14 protein-coding genes and 1 pseudogene are annotated in these 19,398 nt (G+C 65.0%); 7 read left to right on the top strand and 8 right to left on the bottom strand.

Annotated elements, in window-relative coordinates; all coding sequences use genetic code 11:
- Positions 1-145 precede the first annotated feature (145 nt).
- The 4 genes from AC0L3A_RS01975 to ppx all read left to right on the top strand — a co-directional run bounded on the left by AC0L3A_RS01975 (position 146) and on the right by ppx (position 5,321).
- Entirely contained in the window at positions 146-688 is a 543-nt protein-coding gene (locus tag AC0L3A_RS01975; protein ID WP_027517558.1) for a CDP-alcohol phosphatidyltransferase family protein, read from the top strand.
- Positions 689-804: 116 nt separating this feature from the next.
- Complete coding sequence (locus tag AC0L3A_RS01970) at positions 805-1,482, top strand: P-loop NTPase family protein (RefSeq protein ID WP_354163462.1); 678 nt, start codon at positions 805-807, stop codon at positions 1,480-1,482.
- Positions 1,483-1,610: 128 nt separating this feature from the next.
- Positions 1,611-3,803, top strand: a complete 2,193-nt coding sequence (locus tag AC0L3A_RS01965; protein WP_007591948.1) for an RNA degradosome polyphosphate kinase — start codon at positions 1,611-1,613, stop codon at positions 3,801-3,803.
- 15 nt (positions 3,804-3,818) lie between these two features.
- The gene (gene ppx, locus AC0L3A_RS01960) at positions 3,819-5,321 is read left to right on the top strand and encodes an exopolyphosphatase (RefSeq protein WP_473253512.1); all 1,503 of its coding nucleotides are present in this window, start codon (positions 3,819-3,821) and stop codon (positions 5,319-5,321) included.
- 59 nt (positions 5,322-5,380) lie between these two features.
- On the opposite strand, the gene AC0L3A_RS01955 is transcribed toward ppx, so the two are convergent.
- Positions 5,381-6,241: a TerC family protein gene (locus tag AC0L3A_RS01955; protein ID WP_473253511.1), complete on the bottom strand. Its 861-nt coding sequence runs from the start codon at positions 6,239-6,241 to the stop codon at positions 5,381-5,383.
- A 44-nt stretch (positions 6,242-6,285) separates the two neighbouring features.
- Positions 6,286-6,708 (bottom strand): nucleoside-diphosphate kinase, encoded by a 423-nt coding sequence (gene ndk, locus AC0L3A_RS01950; protein ID WP_007591953.1) that lies wholly within the window; start codon positions 6,706-6,708, stop codon positions 6,286-6,288.
- A 310-nt stretch (positions 6,709-7,018) separates the two neighbouring features.
- On the opposite strand from ndk, the gene AC0L3A_RS01945 reads away from it, so the two are divergent.
- From AC0L3A_RS01945 to AC0L3A_RS01935, 3 genes are all read left to right on the top strand, one after another.
- Positions 7,019-7,276, top strand: a complete 258-nt coding sequence (locus AC0L3A_RS01945) for a sulfur globule protein precursor (RefSeq protein ID WP_219683178.1) — start codon at positions 7,019-7,021, stop codon at positions 7,274-7,276.
- A 219-nt stretch (positions 7,277-7,495) separates the two neighbouring features.
- A complete protein-coding gene (locus tag AC0L3A_RS01940; protein ID WP_007591955.1) occupies positions 7,496-7,669 on the top strand; it encodes a hypothetical protein in 174 nt (57 codons plus the stop codon).
- A 71-nt stretch (positions 7,670-7,740) separates the two neighbouring features.
- Entirely contained in the window at positions 7,741-9,603 is a 1,863-nt protein-coding gene (locus tag AC0L3A_RS01935; protein WP_473253510.1) for an ABC-F family ATP-binding cassette domain-containing protein, read from the top strand.
- 156 nt (positions 9,604-9,759) lie between these two features.
- Here the strand turns inward: AC0L3A_RS01935 and AC0L3A_RS01930 are convergent, their stop codons facing one another.
- The 6 genes and pseudogenes from AC0L3A_RS01930 to AC0L3A_RS01905 all read right to left on the bottom strand — a co-directional run bounded on the left by AC0L3A_RS01930 (position 9,760) and on the right by AC0L3A_RS01905 (position 19,265).
- Positions 9,760-11,214 carry an HlyD family type I secretion periplasmic adaptor subunit gene (locus AC0L3A_RS01930; RefSeq protein ID WP_473253509.1) on the bottom strand — a complete coding sequence of 485 codons (1,455 nt, stop codon included), beginning with the start codon at positions 11,212-11,214 and terminating at the stop codon, positions 9,760-9,762.
- The gene (locus tag AC0L3A_RS01925; RefSeq protein WP_473253508.1) at positions 11,201-13,333 is read right to left on the bottom strand and encodes a type I secretion system permease/ATPase; all 2,133 of its coding nucleotides are present in this window, start codon (positions 13,331-13,333) and stop codon (positions 11,201-11,203) included. The genes AC0L3A_RS01930 and AC0L3A_RS01925 overlap by 14 nt, the downstream gene beginning before the upstream one ends.
- Positions 13,334-13,362: 29 nt before the next feature.
- Positions 13,363-16,208: pseudogene (locus AC0L3A_RS01920) on the bottom strand (beta strand repeat-containing protein).
- Between the two features lie 437 nt (positions 16,209-16,645).
- Positions 16,646-17,140: a hypothetical protein gene (locus tag AC0L3A_RS01915; protein WP_198288228.1), complete on the bottom strand. Its 495-nt coding sequence runs from the start codon at positions 17,138-17,140 to the stop codon at positions 16,646-16,648.
- A 166-nt stretch (positions 17,141-17,306) separates the two neighbouring features.
- Complete coding sequence (locus AC0L3A_RS01910; RefSeq protein ID WP_007591963.1) at positions 17,307-17,759, bottom strand: DNA polymerase III subunit chi; 453 nt, start codon at positions 17,757-17,759, stop codon at positions 17,307-17,309.
- Positions 17,760-17,765: 6 nt separating this feature from the next.
- The gene (locus tag AC0L3A_RS01905; RefSeq protein WP_473253507.1) at positions 17,766-19,265 is read right to left on the bottom strand and encodes a leucyl aminopeptidase; all 1,500 of its coding nucleotides are present in this window, start codon (positions 19,263-19,265) and stop codon (positions 17,766-17,768) included.
- Between the last annotated feature and the right edge of the window lie 133 nt (positions 19,266-19,398).

Below are 19,398 nucleotides of genomic sequence, written 5' to 3'. Positions count from 1 at the left end.
CAGTGGGTTTGCGGCTGGTTACGTCGAATTCCGGGGACGCGCAATGGCTCGCATGGCGCGCCGCCGTATACTATGTAGAGATATCAACCGGTTCAGCCTGCAAAGGGCCGAATTCGAGGTCAGGCCGGGTGCCGGGAAGCGCCGTGTGAGTATACCGAACATCATTACTTTGGGCCGCATCATGCTGGTCCCGATCATCGTCTGGGCCATCGTGTCGAGCCAAATGGAGGTGGCGTTCGCCGTCTTCCTGATCGCCGGTATCAGCGACGCGGTCGACGGCTTCCTTGCCAAGCGCTTCAACATGACGAGCGAGCTCGGCGCCTTGCTCGACCCGCTCGCCGACAAGGCGCTGCTGGTCTCGATCTACATGGCCTTGGGCATCTGGGGCGCGATTCCGCGCTGGATCGTCATCCTGGTGGTCTCGCGCGACATCATGATCGTCGCCGCCGTGATCATATCGTGGCTGTTCGACCGCCCTGTGGAGATGAAGCCCTCGAAGGTATCCAAGCTCAACACTGTGGCCCAGGTGGCGTTCGCAGCGCTGGTGCTGGCCGCCCTCGCCTTCGGCTTCAAAGCCGGTCCTTATGATATAATCCTGATGGGCCTCGTCACGATCTTCACGCTCTCCTCCGTGTCGCTCTATCTCGTCGAGTGGTTGCGGCACATGAGCACGATCGAGGCCAAGTAGCAGCACGATCGAGGCCAAATGAGTTGGGAAGCGGCCCCGCAAAGGCCAACTCCCGTTCGATTAAGTCGCATCTCTTCAAACCAAGCCGGCATATGCCGGCACGGAGCAAAGCAAGCGTGCCAGGCCGCGTTCATCCCCGACAATTGGCGTTTTCGCTTCCGCATGCGGAGAGCCTGAGCCGGGACAATTTCCTCGAAGGCCCCGTCAACGCCGCCGGTCTTGCCCTCATCGACGCCTGGCCGGAATGGCCGAACCGGATCATGTGGCTGGCCGGCCCGGAAGGAAGCGGCAAGAGCCATCTCGCCGCGATCTGGGCCGAGGCCTCAGGCGCCCGCTCGACCACGGCCAATGGGCTGACCGCCGAAGCCGTCCCGGCTGCGCTCGCCACCGGCGCGCTGGTGGTCGAGGATCCCAAGGCGAGGGAATTCGATGAGCGCGCCCTGTTCCATCTGATGAATCTGGCCCGCGAGGACGGCGCCTACGTCCTCTTCACCGGACGCGAGGCGCCCGCCTCTCTCGAGATCGAGCTCGCCGACCTGCGCTCGCGGCTCCGCGCTGTCCCCGTTATCTCGCTGCTGCCGCCTGACGACCAGCTCTTCCGCGGCCTGATCGTCAAATTCTGCGCCGACCGCCAGCTCGCCATGGACGAGAGCGTGGTCAGCTACCTCGCCACTCGCCTGGAGCGGTCCTCGGCCGCCGCCCGACGGGCTGTGGACCTGCTGGACAGCGAGGCCCTGCGCCTCGGCCGCCCCGTCACCCGGGCCCTGGCGGCCGAGCTGCTCCGGGATGTCTGACCAAGGCGGCTTGACGCGGCCGGGCCGCGGAACATCAATGTCATCGAAACGTCATCGCTCTAACACATGCTCCCGCGGGTTTTGCGCGTAAGTCGCAAATTGGGGCGAACTGGATGGATCGACTTCTGATGGATTCTGCGCAAGCTGTTGAAGTTAAAGAGAAAGCCCCGGAAGCCGAAGGCCCGCCGGCGATCGCATCGAGCCCCGAGCGGTTCATCAATCGCGAGCTCTCCTGGCTGCACTTCAACCGCCGCGTCCTGGAGGAATCGGTCAATCCCAGCCACCCTATGCTGGAGCGGGTGCGATTCCTGTCGATTTCAGCGAATAACCTCGACGAGTTCTTCATGGTCCGCGTTGCCGGCATCAAGGCCCAGGTGCGCGAAGGCATCGCCGAGCGCAGCCCCGACGGTCTGACCCCGTCCGAGCAGCTCGCACTGATCAACCGGACCGTCTCGCAGCTTGCCTCCGACCAGCAGGCAATCTGGCGCGACCTGCGCGGCACGCTCGCCGACGAGGGCATCGTGCTGGTCGAGGGCAAGGAAGTCACCAAAGCGGAACGAACCTGGGTCGAGGACTACTTCCTCAGCAACGTGTTCCCGCTGCTGACACCGCTCGCGATCGACCCGGCCCACCCCTTCCCGTTCATTCCGAGCCTCGGCTTCACCATCGCGCTCCAGCTCACGCGCGCCGCCGACGGCAAGCAGATGAACGCGCTGATCCGCATGCCCGGCAAGATCGACCGCTTCATCCGCCTGCCGGCCGAGGGCAAGATAGTCCGGCTGATCTCGCTGGAGCAGGCCACCGCACTGTTCATCAACCGCCTGTTCCCTGGCTACAATCTTCACGGCCAGGGCGCCTTCCGCGTCATCCGCGACTCCGAACTCGAAATCGAGGAAGAGGCCGAGGATCTCGTCCGCTTGTTCGAGACCGCGCTGAAGCGCCGCCGCCGCGGCTCGGTGATCCGGCTCGAGATCGATGCCAAGATGCCGGAGCAGCTGCGCAGCTTCGTACAGCACGCGCTGTCGACCGCCGACGACGAGGTGTTCCTGGTCGATGGCGTGCTCGCTATGAACGAGCTCTCGCAGCTCACCCGCCTCGACCGGCCTGACCTCGAATTCACCCCTTACGTGCCCCGCCATCCCGAGCGCGTGCGCGAGCAAGGCGGCGACATCTTCGCTGCGATCCGGCAGAAGGATCTCGTCGTCCATCACCCCTATGAATCCTTCGACGTCGTGGTGCAGTTTCTCCAGCAGGCGACGCGCGACCCCGACGTCGTCGCCATCAAGCAGACGCTCTACCGCACCTCGAGCAACTCGCCGATCGTGCGCGCGCTCGTGGAAGCTGCAGAAGCCGGCAAATCCGTCACCGCGCTGATCGAGCTGAAGGCCCGCTTCGACGAGGAGGCCAACATCCGCTGGGCGCGCGACCTCGAACGCGCCGGCGTGCAGGTCGTCTACGGCTTCCTCGAACTGAAGACCCACGCGAAATTGTCGATGGTGGTGCGCCGTGAAGGCGGCAGCCTCACGACTTACGTCCACACCGGCACCGGCAATTATCATCCGGTGACCGCGCGCATCTACACCGACCTCTCCTACTTCACCTCGGACCCGACCATCGGCCGCGATGCCGCCCGCGTGTTCAACTTCATCACCGGCTATGCCGCGCCGAGCGATCTTGAAAAGATGGCCGTCTCGCCGCTGACCTTGCGCAAGCGCATCATCGAGCACATCCAGGGCGAGACCGCGCATGCGCGCCACGGCCGGCCCGGTGCGGTCTGGATGAAGATGAACGCGCTGGTCGACCCCGACATTATCGACGCGCTCTACGAGGCCTCACAGGCCGGCGTGCAGGTCGAGCTTGTGGTGCGCGGTATCTGCTGCCTGCGGCCCGGCATTCCCGGCCTGTCGGAGAACATCCGCGTCAAGTCGATCATCGGACGATTCCTCGAACACGGCCGAATTTACTGCTTCGGCATGGGCCAGGGCCTGCCGAGCGCGAAAGCGGCTGTGTATATCTCCTCGGCCGACATGATGCCGCGCAATCTCGACCGCCGCGTCGAGGTGCTGTGTCCGCTGCAAAATCCCACGGTGCATCAGCAGGTTCTCGAACAGATCATGGTCGCCAATCTCAAGGACAATGAGCAGAGCTGGCAATTGTTGCCGGACGGGTCCTCAACGCGTATGAAGACCGCGAAGGGCGAGGAGCCTTTCAACGTCCACAACTACTTCATGACCAATCCGAGTCTGTCTGGCCGTGGTAAGTCGCTCAAGGAATCCTCGCCGCGCCGCCTCACGCGCCGTAATGAACGTCATCAATCCTGATCCGGGATCGTCGACGTGAAGCGGCCGCGCAAGCGCGGCTCGAGCGTCGCGGTCATCGACATCGGCTCCAACTCGGTCCGTCTCGTCGTCTACGAGGGACTGACGCGGAGCCTCATTCCCATCTTCAACGAGAAGACGCTGTGCGGGCTTGGGCGCGAGGTGCAGAGCACGGGCCTGCTTGCGCCCGACGCCGTCGACAAGGCGCTGACCTCGCTCAAGCGCTTCCGTGCGCTGTGCCGGGTGATGCAGGTCGGACGGGTGTTTGCGATTGCGACCGCCGCCTGCCGCGACGCCTCCAACGGCCCCGACTTCATCGCGAAAGCCGAGCGAATCTGCGCGGTGAAGATCGAGATCCTGTCGGGCCCGCGCGAGGCGCGGCTGTCGGCGCTTGGGGTGATCTCCGGCATCCATCATCCCGACGGCATCGTCGGCGACCTCGGCGGCGGCTCGCTCGAACTGATCGACGTGCGCAAAAACACCGTGCGCAGCGGCGTGACGCTGCCACTCGGCGGCCTCGCGCTGCAGGACCTCGCGCATAAATCCCTGAAACGCGCCGACCGCATCGTGCGCGAAGCGCTCGACGGGGTGCCGCAGCTCAAGGCAGGTACTGGCCGCAGCTTCTACGCGGTCGGCGGTACCTGGCGCGCGCTGGCGCGCATCCACATCATCCAGAGCGGCTACCCGCTCCAGGTGATGCACGGCTATTCGATTTCGGCTGCCGAGGCGCTCGATTTTTCCCGACGTCTCCGCCGGCTTGCGGCCGCCGGCATGCTTGCAGACATCGAGATCGTCGCCGACGCCCGGCGCCCGCTCCTCACCTATGCGGCACTGGTGCTCGAGCACATCATCCGGGTGGCGAAGCCGAAGACCATCGTGTTCTCGACCTTCGGCGTGCGCGAGGGCCTGCTGCACGAGAAGCTGCCGGAGTCCGAACGCAACAAGGACGGACTGATCTGCGCGGCCGAGGAGCTGAACCAGCTGCTGTCTCGTTCGGCAAAGCACGCGCGCGAGTTGATCGCCTGGACCGACCGCCTCGCGCGCGTGGTGAAGCTGCGCGAGACCGAGGAGGACCGCCGTCTGCGCCACGCCGCGTGCCTGTTGTCCGACATCGGCTGGCGGGTGCATCCCGACCATCGCGGCGAGCAGACGCTGAGCCTCGTCGTCAACGGCAATTTCGGCGCGATCACCCACACCGAGCGCGCCTTCGTCGGCCTGTCCGTGTTCTATCGCTATGCGGGGCTCAGCGAGGAGAACCAGCCGCCGGTCGCCATGCAGGAGCTGCTGACGCCGGCGCAACTCGAACGCGCCCGCCTACTCGGCGCGGCCTTCCGCGTTGCGCATCTGATCTCGGCGGCGCGTCCGGGCGTCTTGCCCGCGACGCATTTCCGCAGCGTGGGCCGCAAGCTGTTGCTGGTGTTCGAGCACCGCCTCGGCGATCTCGTCGCGGATCGCGTCGGCAGCCGCTTCCGCGCGCTCGCCCGCCTGATCAACCGCGCCGGCTCGATCGTGCGGCGCTAGCGCATGATCCGGAAAAGCCTGAAGCGCTTTTCCGAAAAGATTATGCTCGAAAGATAAGCCTATTCCGCCGAGGCCTTGGCGTGGCGCTCGGAGGACTCCAGCGCGGCCGCGCTCATGCTGCGCCGACGCCAGATGGAGCCGACGGCCAGCACGACGACGACGCCGAGAGCTGCGCACAGATATTCGCCGCCTCCGCCGCCATGGGCGAATTGCGGCGGGATGCGCAAGGCGCTGAGCACGTTGTCGAGCGAGGCGCCGAACGGACCGTCGAACAGCGTGTGCAGCCTCGGCGCGATGCCGGGATCGGTAGCGATCACCTCGCCCGCAATCCAGCCGAGCAGCGCCGCGCCGGCCCACACCAGAACCGGCACCTTTGCGAGCAGCGCCATGATCAGCGCCGCACCGGCGACGATCAAGGGCACGCTGATGGCAAGACCGAGCACCAGCAAGGGCGCGCTGCCATTGGCGGCCGCGGCCACCGCAATGACGTTGTCCAGGCTCATGACGATGTCGGCGACGACGACGATCTGCACGGCCTGCCACAGATGCGAAGCCGACTCGACGCCGTCCTCGTCCTCCTGTTCCGGCACCAGCAGCTTTGCCGCAATCACGATCAGCGCAAGACCGCCGACCAGCTTGAGGTACGGCAGCTCCATCAGGCTCGCGACGATGCCCGTGAAGATGATCCGCAGCAGCACCGCGGCGCCGGCACCCAGGATCATGCCCCACAGCCGATGCCGCGGCTTGAGGCCGCGGCAGGCGAGCGCGATCACCAGCGCATTGTCGCCGGACAAGAGGATGTTGATCCAGATGATCTTGCCGACCGCGACCCAGAAGGTCGGTTCGGCCATCTCAACGCGGAACTGGGTGAAGAATGCCCCGATCGTAGCGGGATCGAAGATCTGCCAGAGCCAGTTCACACTACGTCCTTTCGCCGCGTCTCGTTACCTGATCGGCTGACGGATCAGCCGACGATCTCGTTGCCCGAGAAGAACTGCGCGATCTCGATCGCGGCGGTCTCCGGCGCATCCGAACCGTGCGCGGAGTTCTCACCGATCGACTTGGCGTAGAGCTTGCGGATGGTGCCGTCAGCCGCCTTGGACGGATCGGTCGCCCCCATCACGTCGCGATACTTGGAGACGGCACCCTCGCCTTCCAGCACCTGGACCACCACGGGGCCCGACGTCATGAAGTCCACGAGCTCACCGAAGAAGGGGCGCGCCTTGTGGACCGCATAGAAGGTCTCGGCCTGTTCCTTGGTCATGCGGATGCGCTTCTGCGCGACGATGCGCAGGCCCGCCTTCTCGATCACGGCGTTAACCGCACCGGTGAGGTTACGCGCTGTGGCGTCGGGCTTGATGATCGAGAAGGTGCGTTCGATGGCCATGATCTTGTCCTTGAAGAGAAAACGGTGGTTCGGAGTTGCCGGGCTTATATCGGCGCCTTCGCCATACGGCAAGCGACCGCCAAAACCGCCTCGCGGGCGCTTGGCCGCAGGCCAGGAGTCAGAATGCCAACATGGATTACGACGATTTCACCTAAATGAACCCAATCTGAAGGCCTCGTCAGGGTTTGGTTCAGCCTCGCTCGGATAACCTCAGGTCCATCGAAACCAAAGCCTCCTCCCGAGGCGGACCGTTTCGGCGGCCTTTCCATCGACGCGATAGCCCCGCGTCGGCAGTTTTGAGGAGATCACCATGTTGAGGAAACTTTCGCTCGCCGCTGTTGCCGCGGTTGCGCTTGGTGCCGCGCTGGCACCGACCTCCGCCTCTGCGCACTGGCATGGTGGCGGCTGGGGCTGGCACGGCGGCGGCGGCGGCTGGCATCACGGTTACGGCTGGGGTGGCCCGCGCTTCTATGCCCCCGTCTCCTACGGCTATGGCGGCTGCTATGTGCGCCGGCTGGTCCCGACCCCCTGGGGACCCCGCTGGCGGATGATCAACCGCTGCTACTGAGCCCGACAGCACCTTTCCAAAGGTACCTGAGCCCCCCAAGGTACCTTCCAAGCGAAGCCCCGGCGTCCCCCAGCGCCGGGGCTTTGTATTCGGAGGGGGACATTGCGCGGCTTCACACAATTTTTGCTAGAATGCCGCGCAATCGCCGCGAGTGGCGAAACCATTTGGGGGCCAAGGACTTGGTACCGTGTTGCTTCTTTGAGAACACGGAACCCTGCGATGGCTGGCCCTTTTGCCAATGACAGCGAGCAAATCGACCGGCGCACCAGCCGCTCGATCTCCGATGCCGTGGCCGAACGGCTCCAGCAGAGCCTGCGGCCCGAAGCCAGGCTTCCGACGCACCTCGAGCAACTCCTCAATGAGCTGAAGCAGCGCGAGCGCGATTCGCACTGAGTTGACACGCACCGGCTTGCAGACACGGAAAAACGGGTTGCGTTTGATCGCGGGTGCGGTGACAAGGCCGCATGCTTTCCATCACCGACCTCTCCATCCGCCTCGCCGGACGCCTTCTGATTGACCAGAGTTCCGTGCAGATCACGCCGGGATCGCGCGTCGGCATGGTCGGTCGCAACGGCACCGGCAAATCGACCCTGTTCAAGGTGATCCGCGGCGAGCTCGCGGCCGAGCACGGCACGGTGACCCTGCCGCCCCGTTGGCGCGTCGGCAGCCTCGCGCAGGAAGCGCCGAACGGCCCCGAGAGCCTGATCTCGGTCGTGCTCAAGGCCGACCTCGAACGCGACGCGCTGCTCACCGAGGCCGAGAGCGCGACCGATCCGCACCGGATCGCCGAGATCCAGACCCGGCTGGTCGACATCGACGCGCATTCGGCACCGAGCCGTGCCGCCGCCATCCTGTCCGGCCTCGGCTTCTCCGCCGCCGACCAGCTCCGTCCCTGCGCCGAATTCTCCGGCGGCTGGCGCATGCGCGTCGCGCTTGCCGCAACGCTGTTTGCGGCGCCGGACCTGTTGCTGCTCGACGAGCCCACCAACTATCTCGACCTCGAGGGCACGCTGTGGCTCGAGGATCACCTCGCGCATTATCCGCGCACGGTGATCGTGATCAGCCACGACCGTGATCTCCTTGAAAGCTCGGTCGACCAGATCCTGCATCTGGAGCGCGGCAAGCTCACGCTTTACAAAGGCACCTACTCCTCGTTCGAAGAGCAACGCGCCATGCGCGAGATGCTCGATGCCAAAGCGGTCAAGCGCCAGGAAGCCGAACGCGCGCGCCTGCAAGCCTTTGTCGACCGCTTCAAGGCCAAAGCCTCGAAAGCCCGCCAGGCGCAGTCCCGTGTGAAAATGCTGGAACGGCTGAAGCCGATCACGGCGCTGGTCACCCAGGACGTGCGCGAGATCAGCTTTCCCGCGCCCGAGAAGATCCTGTCGCCGCCGATCATCGCCGCCGACAACGTCGTGGTCGGCTACGATCCGAACACGCCCGTGCTGAACCGCGTCACCTTGCGCGTCGACAATGACGACCGCATCGCGCTGCTCGGCTCCAATGGCAACGGCAAGTCGACGTTGGTGAAACTGCTCGCCGGGCGCCTCGCTCCATTCTCGGGCAAAGTGACCCGCGCCGACAAGCTCTCGATTGCCTATTTCGCGCAGCACCAGCTCGACGAATTGAACGAGGATGCCTCGACCTACGACCACGTCCGCAAGCTGATGGGCGAGGCGCCCGAAGCGAAAGTACGCGCCCGCGCCGGCGCCATCGGCTTTTCCGGCAAAGCGGCCGACACCAAGGTTGGAAAATTGTCGGGCGGCGAGAAGGCGCGGCTCCTGCTGGGACTTGCGACCTTCTTCGGCCCCAACATGATCATCCTGGACGAGCCGACCAACCATCTCGACATCGACAGCCGCGCAGCGCTTGCGGAAGCGATCAACGAATTCCCCGGCGCGGTCATCATGGTCTCGCACGACCGCTATCTGATCGAGTCCTGCGCCGATCAACTCTGGATCGTCGCCGACCGCACCGTGACCAATTACGACGGCGACCTCGACGAATATCGCCGCCTGGTGCTGTCCGCGCGCAATGGCGAGCCCGCGCCGCGCGAACGCAGCGCGGCGAGCGAGAAGCCGCAGCGTCCGAGATCGGACAATCGCGGCTCGCTGAAGAAACGCATCGCGGAAGCAGAAACCGAGATCGCCCGCGTCAGCGAGATCATCAGCAAGATCGACACCGCGCTCGCCCTGCCCGACATCTTCAGCCGCGACCCCAAGCAGGCCGCCCAACTGTCGAAAGCACGCGCCAATGCGGCCGACGCGCTGGCACGTGCCGAGGAGCAGTGGCTCGAGGCGAGCACGCAGTTCGACGAGGCGGCGGGCTGACGCCTCCGCGACCGGGCCGACATCAAAATCGCAAAAACAACCCCATGCACAGTACCGGTATTTTGCTACCTGGTGATTAGCCGTTCAATAACCTGTTCTTTGCCGCACCGACTGAGCCGGCGCGTCTCGCGAAGCTTCGTCAGCATCATGTGGGAACTAGCGCTCCCGCATGATCTCGTGCCGGTAACGCTGCAGCGGCGATAGCAGGTAGCTCAGGATGGTGCGCGAACCGGTCCTGATTTCGACGGTCACCGCCATTCCCGGGGACAGGTTGACGAGGCGGTCGTCCACCTGCATCTGGGTGCGATCGAGCGAGATACGGGCGCTGTAACTCAACTCCTGCCCGCTGGGCTCGCTGCTGTCGCGTTGCGTCGCGAGCGCACGGTCGCTCCCGCGCTCCTGCGGCCGGTCGCGGATGATGGCGTCCTGCGAGACGCTCACGACCCGGCCTGCGAGAAGCCCGTAGCGGGTGAAATTGAAAGTATCGATCTTGATGGCGGCGCCCTGCCCGGCCTCGACAAATCCGATATCGCGGTTGGAGATCATCGCCTCGATCTCGAGCCGCGTATCGGTCGGCACGATCACCAGCAGCGACTGCGCGGGCGTGACCACGCCGCCCACAGTGTGGACCGCGAGCTGCTGCACGACGCCGTCGACCGGCGACGTCAGTTGCTGAAGCCTCGTCCTCTGCTGCGCCTTGATCAGATCGCGTGCGACGCCATTGGCCTTCTGTTCGCTCTTGGCAAGCTCGTCGGAGAGACTTTTCCTGTACTCGGCCAAGGCCTGGATGCGAGTCTCCCGGATCGCGGCGACGGCCGCCTCGGCCTCCTTCAAGCGGCTGCTCTGGACGCGAAGCTCCTCCTGCTGCTCGATCTGGAGCTGGAGGGTCTCATAGTAGGTCAGCTTCGAGCCGATCTCCTTCTCCATCAGCGTCTTGCGAATCTCGACACGCTGCTGGGTGACCGGCAGCAACGCATCAAGCTTGTGAATCGTCGCCGCAATCGTCTGATGTTCGGCCTCCTTCTGCGCTTCCTGACGCGCCAGCGCCGCGAGCTTGGCCCTGTTCTCGCTGACCTGATTGGCGAGGAGCTGTCGCTGCGTCGCGACCAGCATGGGATCGGCGTCCTCTGGTACGACGAGATCGGCGGACACCTCTTCGCCGCCTGCCAATGCGGCGCGGAGGCGCGCGACGTTGAGCCGCTCGGCCATGAGATCGTCGTGCAGACGATCGCGCTCCGCGGCGTTCACGGTCGGATCGAGCTCGATCAGCAGGTCGCCCGATTTGACCGATTGGCCGTCCTGCACGTGAATGGCGCGCACCACGCCGGTCTCGAACGGCTGGACCACCTTGCTTCGCCCGCTCGACACGACCTTACCGGTTGCGGAGGCCACGATGTCGATCGTGCCCCAGGCCGACCAGGCCATCGCCGCGCAGACAAGCAGCATCAGGACCATGGCGATGGCGCGGCCGATCGGCGATGGCGGTGTCTCCGTGATTTCCAGCGCCGCCGGCAGGAAGGCGACTTCCTCGGCGCGCCGGCCCTTTCCATCCCGGAACGGGATCACGGTCTGCTCCGGCCGGGTGGCCGGCACAGTGCTAGCCGACCTCATAAATGCCTCCCTGGAGACGATGCAGGGCGGCGTAGCGGCCGCCGGTCTTGATCAGCGCATCATGCGTGCCGTCCTCGACCAGACGGCCGCGTTCCAGGGTGAAGATGCGATCGGCGCCGCGGACGGTTGAGAGACGGTGCGCGATGATCAGGACGGTGCGGCCTTTCGCGATCTCCTTCATGTTGTCATGGATGATCCGCTCGCTTTCATAGTCGAGCGCGCTGGTGGCTTCGTCGAAGATCAGGATCCGGGGATTGCCCACCAGCGCGCGGGCGATCGCGATGCGCTGGCGCTGCCCGCCCGAGAGCGTTGAGCCGCGCTCTCCGACCACCGTATCGTAGCCCTCGGGGAGCTCCAGAATGAAATCATGCGCGCCCGCCAGCTTCGCCGCGTCGATAATGCGGTCCATCGGCAGGCTCGGATCGGCCAGCGCGATGTTGTCTCGCACCGACCGGTTGAACAGCATGTTGTCCTGGAGCACGATTCCGATCTGCCGACGGAGCCCGGCCGGGTCGGTCGTCATCAGATCCATTCCGTCGACGAGCACGCGGCCGCCTTGCGGAACGTAGAGCCGCTGCACCAGCTTGGCGAAAGTGCTTTTGCCCGAACCGGACGATCCGACGATGCCGACGGTTTGTCCGGCTGGAATATCGAATGAGACATCGTGCAGGATCTCGGGCCCATCGAGCCGGTAACGGAAAGAGACGTGCTCGAAGCGGACGTTGCCCCGGATCGGCGGCAGCCCCGCGCGGGCGGCGGAGTAAGCCGGCTCCGCCGCGCTGTTGAGGATGTCGCCGAGCCGCGCGATCGACAGCCGCGCCTGATGAAAATCCTGCCAGACTTGCGCGAGCCGCAGCACCGGGGCCGACACCCGCCCCGCGAAGATGTTGAAGGCCACGAGCTCGCCGACGGTCAGTGCGTCACCGATCACCAGCCTGGCGCCGACATAGAGAATGCCGGCAGTGACGACTTTGCTGACGAGCTGCACGAGCTGGCTTGCCGTGTTGCCGAGGCTGGTGACACCGAAGCTCGCCGAGACATAACCGGCGAGCTGCTCTTCCCAGCGACGCTGCATCTGCGGCTCGACCGCCATCGCCTTCAGCGTTTCGATACCACTGACGCTCTCGACCAGGAAAGCCTGGTTCTCGGCGCCGCGGCGGAATTTCTCGTCCAGCCTGCGGCGAAACAGCGGCGTCGCCACGGCCGAGATCGCGATGTAAAACGGGAACGACGCCAGCACGATGAAGCTCATCTGCGCCGAATAGGCGAACATCACCGCGAGGAACACCGAGGTGAAGACCATGTCGATGAGAAGCGTCAACGACGAGCTGGTGATGAAATTGCGGATGTTCTCGAGCTCACGGACCCGCGCCACGGAATCGCCGACGCGCCTGGCCTGAAACCAGGCCATCGGCAGCGCCAGCAGATGGTGAAACAGACGTGCCCCGAGCTCCACGTCGATGCGGTTGGTCGTGTGCGCAAACAGGTAATTGCGCAGGATCCCGAGCACGGTGTCGAACAGGGAGACGACGACGAGGCCGATGACGAGAACGTCGAGCGTAGACAGCGAGCGGTGTACCAGCACCTTGTCAATCACGACCTGGAAGAACAGCGGCGAGACCAGCGCAAAAAGCTGGAGGAAGAACGAAGCCGCCAGCACCTCGCCCAGCAGCCGCCGGTATTTGCCGATCGCGCCGATGAACCAGGTGATATCGAAATGCCGTCCGAGGTCTGACAGCCCGGCGCGCCGGACCATCAGGATCAAGCCGCCGTCCCAGATCGCGCACAGCTCGTCGCGATCCATCAGCACCGGGCGCTGCGCCTCCGGAGACTGCACCAGCACCTTGTCGGCGGAGGCCTTTGCGATGACCATGAAGCCGCCGTCCCGCAGCATTGCGATCGCAGGCAGCGGAGTGTCCGACAGACGGCTCCACTGTGTGCGATAGGTTCTGGCTTTAAGTCCGAGAGACCTGGCGCTGCGGACGATATCCGCTGCGCCGAAGCTTGCCGCGCCCAGCCGGTGCCTGAGCTGCGCGCGATCGGCCGCAACACCTTGCAGATGCAGCAGCGTCAGCAACGCATCGAGCCCCGTATCGGAGGAGACCGCGTTGGTCATCATGAGCGTTCTCCGGGCCGATGCCGCCGGCTTCAGGCGTGCTGGGGCGGTGCGAGCACCTGGCTCTGCGTCGCGTGCGGATCGGGCAGCGGCATCTCGCCGTTCCCCTCACCTGCCGGGACGAAGCTGGCCGCCATGGCCTGGTTGAGCAGCATCGCGGCCGCAAACGCTCCGCCCTGGATGACGACGTTGTTGCCGGTGCCGCCGTCCAGGATGTCGAGGCCGCCGCCGCCGATCAGCACGTCATCACCGGCACCACCCGCCAGCGAGTCGTTGCCCGGGCTGCCGATCAGCACATCGTCGCCGTTGCCGCCATTGGCAACGAGCTGGATGCCGCTGTGCAAGCCGGAAGCCGTGATGACGTCGTCGCCATCGAGACCGTTGATAACGATCCTGTCGCCCGCGCCGGCATCGGTGATGTTGATGTCCTGGCCAAGCCCCGACACCGTGATGATGCCGTCGTGCTCGGTCACCGTGATGACGTCGTTGCCGCCGGTTGCGTTGATGGTCACGGTATCCGCGGCGCCGTCATTGGCGCCGAGATCGAGGTCGACCTGGCTGACGCCGGTGCCGGAGAGGTCACCGACCGCAATGTTGTCGGCACCGCCGAGGGCATTGAAGTCGACATGTTCGACCCCGTTCAGGTCCATCGCAATGGCGGCAACATCCCGCGTGAACAGCACCCGGCCGCCATTGGCCGAGATGTTGATGGTCTCGTTGATATTGGCGCCGTTGAATGCCAGCGTGTCGGTGCCCTTGCCGCCTTCGACGGTGTCGCTGCCGTCGCCGGGATTCCAGACGAAGGTGTCGTCGCCCGCACCGAGATTGGCGAAATCGTTGCCGCGTCCGCCGTTCACGATGTCATTGCCGGCACTGCCTGTGATGGTGTCGTTGCCGTCGCCGCCGTTGATATTGAGGCTGAACGACTGTCCCGCCTTGATGGAAGACGCATCGATAACGTCATTGCCTTGTCCGCCGTTGATGCCGAGCACATCACCGGCGTCCGCGTGTGCAATCGTCACCTGCGCAGCGAGGCCGTTGACCACGATCGATCCGCCGGCGGTCACGACCGATATGTTGTCGTCACCATTCGTGCCGTTCACGGTCACGAGGTCCGCCGCGCCATCGCCGCTCTGGCTGCCGGGGCCGGCGCTGAGGTCGATGGCAACCTGCGTGATTCCTGTCCCGCTCAGATCGTTGACGGTGATGTTGTCGGCGCCGCCTGCTGCCGCGATCTGCACGTGCTCGACGCCAGCGAGGTCCATGACGATAGCACCGACGTCACGGGTAAGTAGCGCACGGCTTCCGTTCGCCGAGACCGACATGTTCTCGGCCACGTTGGCGCCGTTGAACACCAGCGTATCGGTTCCCGCGCCGCCTTCGACGACGTCGCTGCCGTCACCGGGATTCCACGTGAAGATGTCGTCGCCTGCGCCAAGAAGCGCGACGTCATTGCCGCGGCCGCCGATGACCTTGTCGTTGCCGTCGCCGCCGATCAGGGTGTCGGCTCCCTGGCTGCCGGTGATGGTGTCGTTGGCCGCGCCGCCGTCGATGGTCAGCCCGATCGCCGCGCCGAGCGTGGATGCATCGATGACGTCGTTGCCGCCGAGCGCCTGAACGACCAGCCGGTCGTTGCCGGCCTCTGCATTTGCGATCGTCACGAGCTCCGGCAGCCCCGTGACCGTGACCGTTGTGCCCGTGGCTGTGACCTCGATGTGCTGATTGCCGTTGCTGCCGTTGACGGTCACCGTGTCAGCTGCGCCGTCGCCTTGCGTCCCTCCCGGAACGGCTCCGAGATCAACCAGCACCTGCTTGACGCCGGTCCCGGTGAGATCGCCGACAGTGATGTTGTCGGCGCCGCCACGCGCATCGAATTCGATCTGCTCGACGCTGTTGAGATCCATCGTGATGTTGGCGACATCGCGGGTGAAGCGCACCCGGCCGCCATTGGCCGAGATGTCGATGGTCTCGTTGATGTTGGCGCCATTGAAAAGCAGCTTGTCGCTGCCCGATCCGCCTTCGACCGTGTCGCTGCCGTCACCGGGATTCCAGATGAAAGTGTCGTCGCCACTCCCGAGCTGGGCGACGTCGTTGCCGCGTCCGCCATTGACGATGTCGTCCCCGCTGCCGCCGATGATGAGGTCGTTGCCATCGCCGCCGGTAATCCTGTCGTTGCCGGCGCCGCCATCGAGCCTCAGCGAGATCAGGCTGCCGAGCCCGTTGCCCGCGGTGATGACATCGTCGCCGCCCCACCGTGCAGGACGAGATTTTCCGTCGTGCCGATGTCGAGCGAGAACGGCACCGCGCCCGTCCCGTCGAGCCGCACACGGGTGCCGTTCGCCGTGATCGTGAACGTCTCGGCGGCGTTGCTTCCGTTGACCTGAGCCGTATCGTTGCCCTCACCACCCTCGAACAGGTTGGTGCCGCCGCCCGGATTCCAGACCATGACATCGTCGCCGGCCTCGCCGAACAGCTGATTGTCGCCGCTACAGCCGTCCAGGACGTCGTTACCCGCTCCGCCGAACAGCAGATCGTTGCCGCCGCCTCCCTTGATCAAATCGTTGCCGGCCTGACCAAACAGGAGATCGGCTCCCGAGCCGCCCGTGATCCTGTCATTGCCGTCGCCGCCGAAGATGTGCACCGCCGGCATCGGGCCGTGGCATTCGTCGACGGTGATCGTGTCGTCACCGCCTTGACCGAAGATGTCGATCGCAGTGGTGTTGTCGACGGTGGGTTCGCCACCAACCGTTTTCACGTGCCCGTTATTGACCAGGATGCGGCCGGACTTGTCGCGACTTATCACAAGGCCGTTATTCGCGCTGTCGCCGAAAATGGTGAGCTGCCCCGTAACCGGGGAAAACACAGAGGTAATGGACATCCAAATGATCCTCCCGACCTAGCCCCTCCCTTCGATGCGTAGCAGCCGCGCACATGACATTCTTGAACCGTTGCTTGAGACGCGCGTGATTATTCTGGAGATTTCCTCCAGTTTTGCTTCGGGGCAGTTTTCGAAAGCGAATGCGAAGGCTCTCTCATCACGAATCGCGTGATCACGGATCACGCGTAACGCCCCCGTGACTTTCAACGCGCGCGGAAAAACGCGGCTCGAGGCAATGAAGACGCTTTGGGCGAAGGTCGGCATCCGCGATGTCGAAACTCGCGAACAAGATCGCCGGCGAGCGAGAACGGAGAGATCACGATTCACGCCCGCCCATCGCAATCAATGGATGCAAAATCGCTTGACGATAGGGGCAAGCATGCGCGGCCGATCGCAGCGACAGCTGCAACCAGCATCAGGGCAAAAGGCCAAACCCGTTACGCCGCCGACTTCTTCTTCGGCTTCGGCTTGGTCGCCTTCGGCATGACCGGCGCCTCCGGCGTGCCCTCGATCGAGGACAGGCGGCCGGCCGTGAAGGTGTAGATGCCGGCGCGCGGACCGGTCGTCCAGGTCACGACCGCAACGCGCCTGCCGGCGGCATCACCGGAGAGGTTGACGCTCGAGGGCGCGCCGATGCCGCGCACCACATCGCATTCGGTGTGGCCGAGCGCGACGGTGCCGCCCATGGGAGCCGGCGCGGTCGTCGACGCATTCGCATCAGCCGGCCCGGGCGGCGGCGCCATGCCGGCACAAGCCCCGTCGGCGCTGACCAGATCCTCGGCCCCAACCGGCTTGTCGGGGGTTAGCGGCGGCGACTCGATCGAGATGCTTTTGATGAACAGGCGGCTGGGCGTGTTGAACCACTGGGCATCCCTGGACAACAGATCGGTCCCGCCCGAACAGCCCGCGACCAGCGGGGCTATGGCCGCCAACGCAACTATGAGCGAGCTGGGAAGCTTTTGATGTCGCACGATAAACTAATTTCCCCGAGTGAAGGATCGGCCCTAAGCAATTGTACCAACACCACTTTGCGGCACGAAGGTGACAAAAGCCATCATCCCCCGAAAAGTGCAAATTATCATTAATTGCGAGCGACCGCTAATTCCGCTTCTGCCATCGGCCCCGCTCGTCGGCCTGCCAATAGGTGACATCAAATCCCCGCGCCTTGCAATCCGTCCAGGCGCTGCGGGCGAACGCAAGTGCGTCCGGATCGTCCCCGTCGAACAGCAGCACCATGCGCTCATAGCCCTGCGCGTCCTGCGGCAGCGCGGCGTTGTCGACGAGGAAGCGGACATTGGCACCGTTCGGATTGTCATCCTCGACCGCCAGCACGATCGGCTGTTCGGCGGCGTCGCTCACCCGCCAGGTCGCGTGCGGCAGGAAGGAATCGTCGCGATAGGTCCACAAATGGGCGTCGAGCGCATCGGCGCGCTCCGGCGAAGTCGACTGCACCACGACGCGCCAGCCGCGCTCGAGCGATTTCTCGAGAAGGGGCGGCAACACGTTCTCCACCGTCATGTTTTGCAGATGGTAGAAAAGGACTTCAGTCATCTCGGGTCATTTGCGCTCGTAATGGTCGGCGACCAGACGGTCGAGCAAGCGAACGCCATAGCCACTTCCCCAGCTGTGGTTGATGTCGGTCTTCGGCGCGCCCATGGCGGTCCCGGCGATATCGAGATGCGCCCAGGGCGTGCCGTCCACGAAGCGCTGGAGGAACTGCGCCGCGGTGATCGAGCCGCCATGGCGTCCGCCGGTGTTCTTCATGTCGGCGAACTGGGAGTCGATCAGCTTGTCGTATTCGGGGCCAAGCGGCAGGCGCCAGACCTTCTCGCCGCTCTCGATGCCGGCCGCCAGCAGCCGCTCGGCAAGCTCGTCATTGTTGGAGAACATGCCGGCATGCTCGGTGCCGAGCGCGACCACGATGGCGCCGGTCAACGTCGCCAGATCCACCATGAATTTCGGCTTGGTTTTCTTGGCGACGTACCAGAGCACATCGGCAAGCACCAGGCGGCCTTCCGCGTCGGTGTTGATGATCTCGATGGTCTGTCCCGACATCGAGGTGACGATGTCGCCCGGGCGCTGCGCGTTGCCGTCCGGCATGTTCTCGACGAGGCCGATGGCGCCGACGACGTTGACCTTGGCCTTGCGTGCGGCGAGCGCATGCATCAGGCCGACGACGCAGGCAGCGCCTCCCATGTCGCCCTTCATGTCCTCCATGCTGCCGGCCGGCTTGATCGAAATGCCGCCGGTGTCGAAGCAGACGCCCTTGCCGACGAAGGCAACCGGCGCCTCACCCTTCTTGCCGCCGTCCCAACGCATGATCACGGTGCGGCTCGGCCGCGCCGAGCCCTGGCCGACGCCGAGCAGCGCGCCCATGCCGAGCTTGTCCATCGCCTTGACGTCGAGCACCTCGATCTTGACGCCGAGCTTGCGGAGCAAGCCTGCGCGGCGCGCGAACTCCTCTGGAAAAAGCACGTTCGGCGGCTCGTTGACGAGGTCGCGCGCAATGATCACGCCGTCCACGATCGCACCGGCCGATGCAAACGCCTTCTTCGCGGCGACGACATCGCCGACAGCAAACGAGACGTCGGCGCGCGTGCCGCCCTCCTCGCCGTCCTTCTTCTTGGTCTTGTAGCGGTCGAACTTGTAGGTGCGCAGCCGCAGGCCCGAGGCGATCGCGACCGCCTGCTCGCTCGTCATGGCGCCATTGGGCAGTTCCGCCATGATGGTCATGGCCGCCACCCCGGCCGGAAGCTTGCTCGCCGCCACGCCGCCGAATTTGAGAAAGTCGTTCGCCTTCAGGCCGGCCGCCTTGCCGGCGCCGATCACGATCAGGCGGGTGGCCATCACGCCCTCCGGCGCAAGGATGTCGAGCGCAGCGCCGCTTTTGCCCTTGAAGGCGGCGGCGGTGGCCGCCCGCTTCACGAGTTCGGTGGCCCCGCCGAGGGCCTTGGCGGTCGCCGGGCCGAGCTTCAGGCTGTCGTCGCAGAACACGACCATGATGCCACGGACGGCGGCAGATAATGGAACGAAGCCGACCTTGATGGCATCGGACATGAGTAACTCCTCAAAAACGTTGCGCTTTTACCGATCGGCAGTCCCGGCCACGGGCCGGAGCTGAACGGCGATTCACTGGGCGTAACGCACTATGGGCCACCGGCCCGGTCGATGCCAAGCACCCCCCGTGGCC

The sequence above is a fragment of the Bradyrhizobium sp. MI1.3 genome, assembly GCF_055811695.1.
This window is presented reverse-complemented; position numbering and strand designations above follow the sequence as displayed.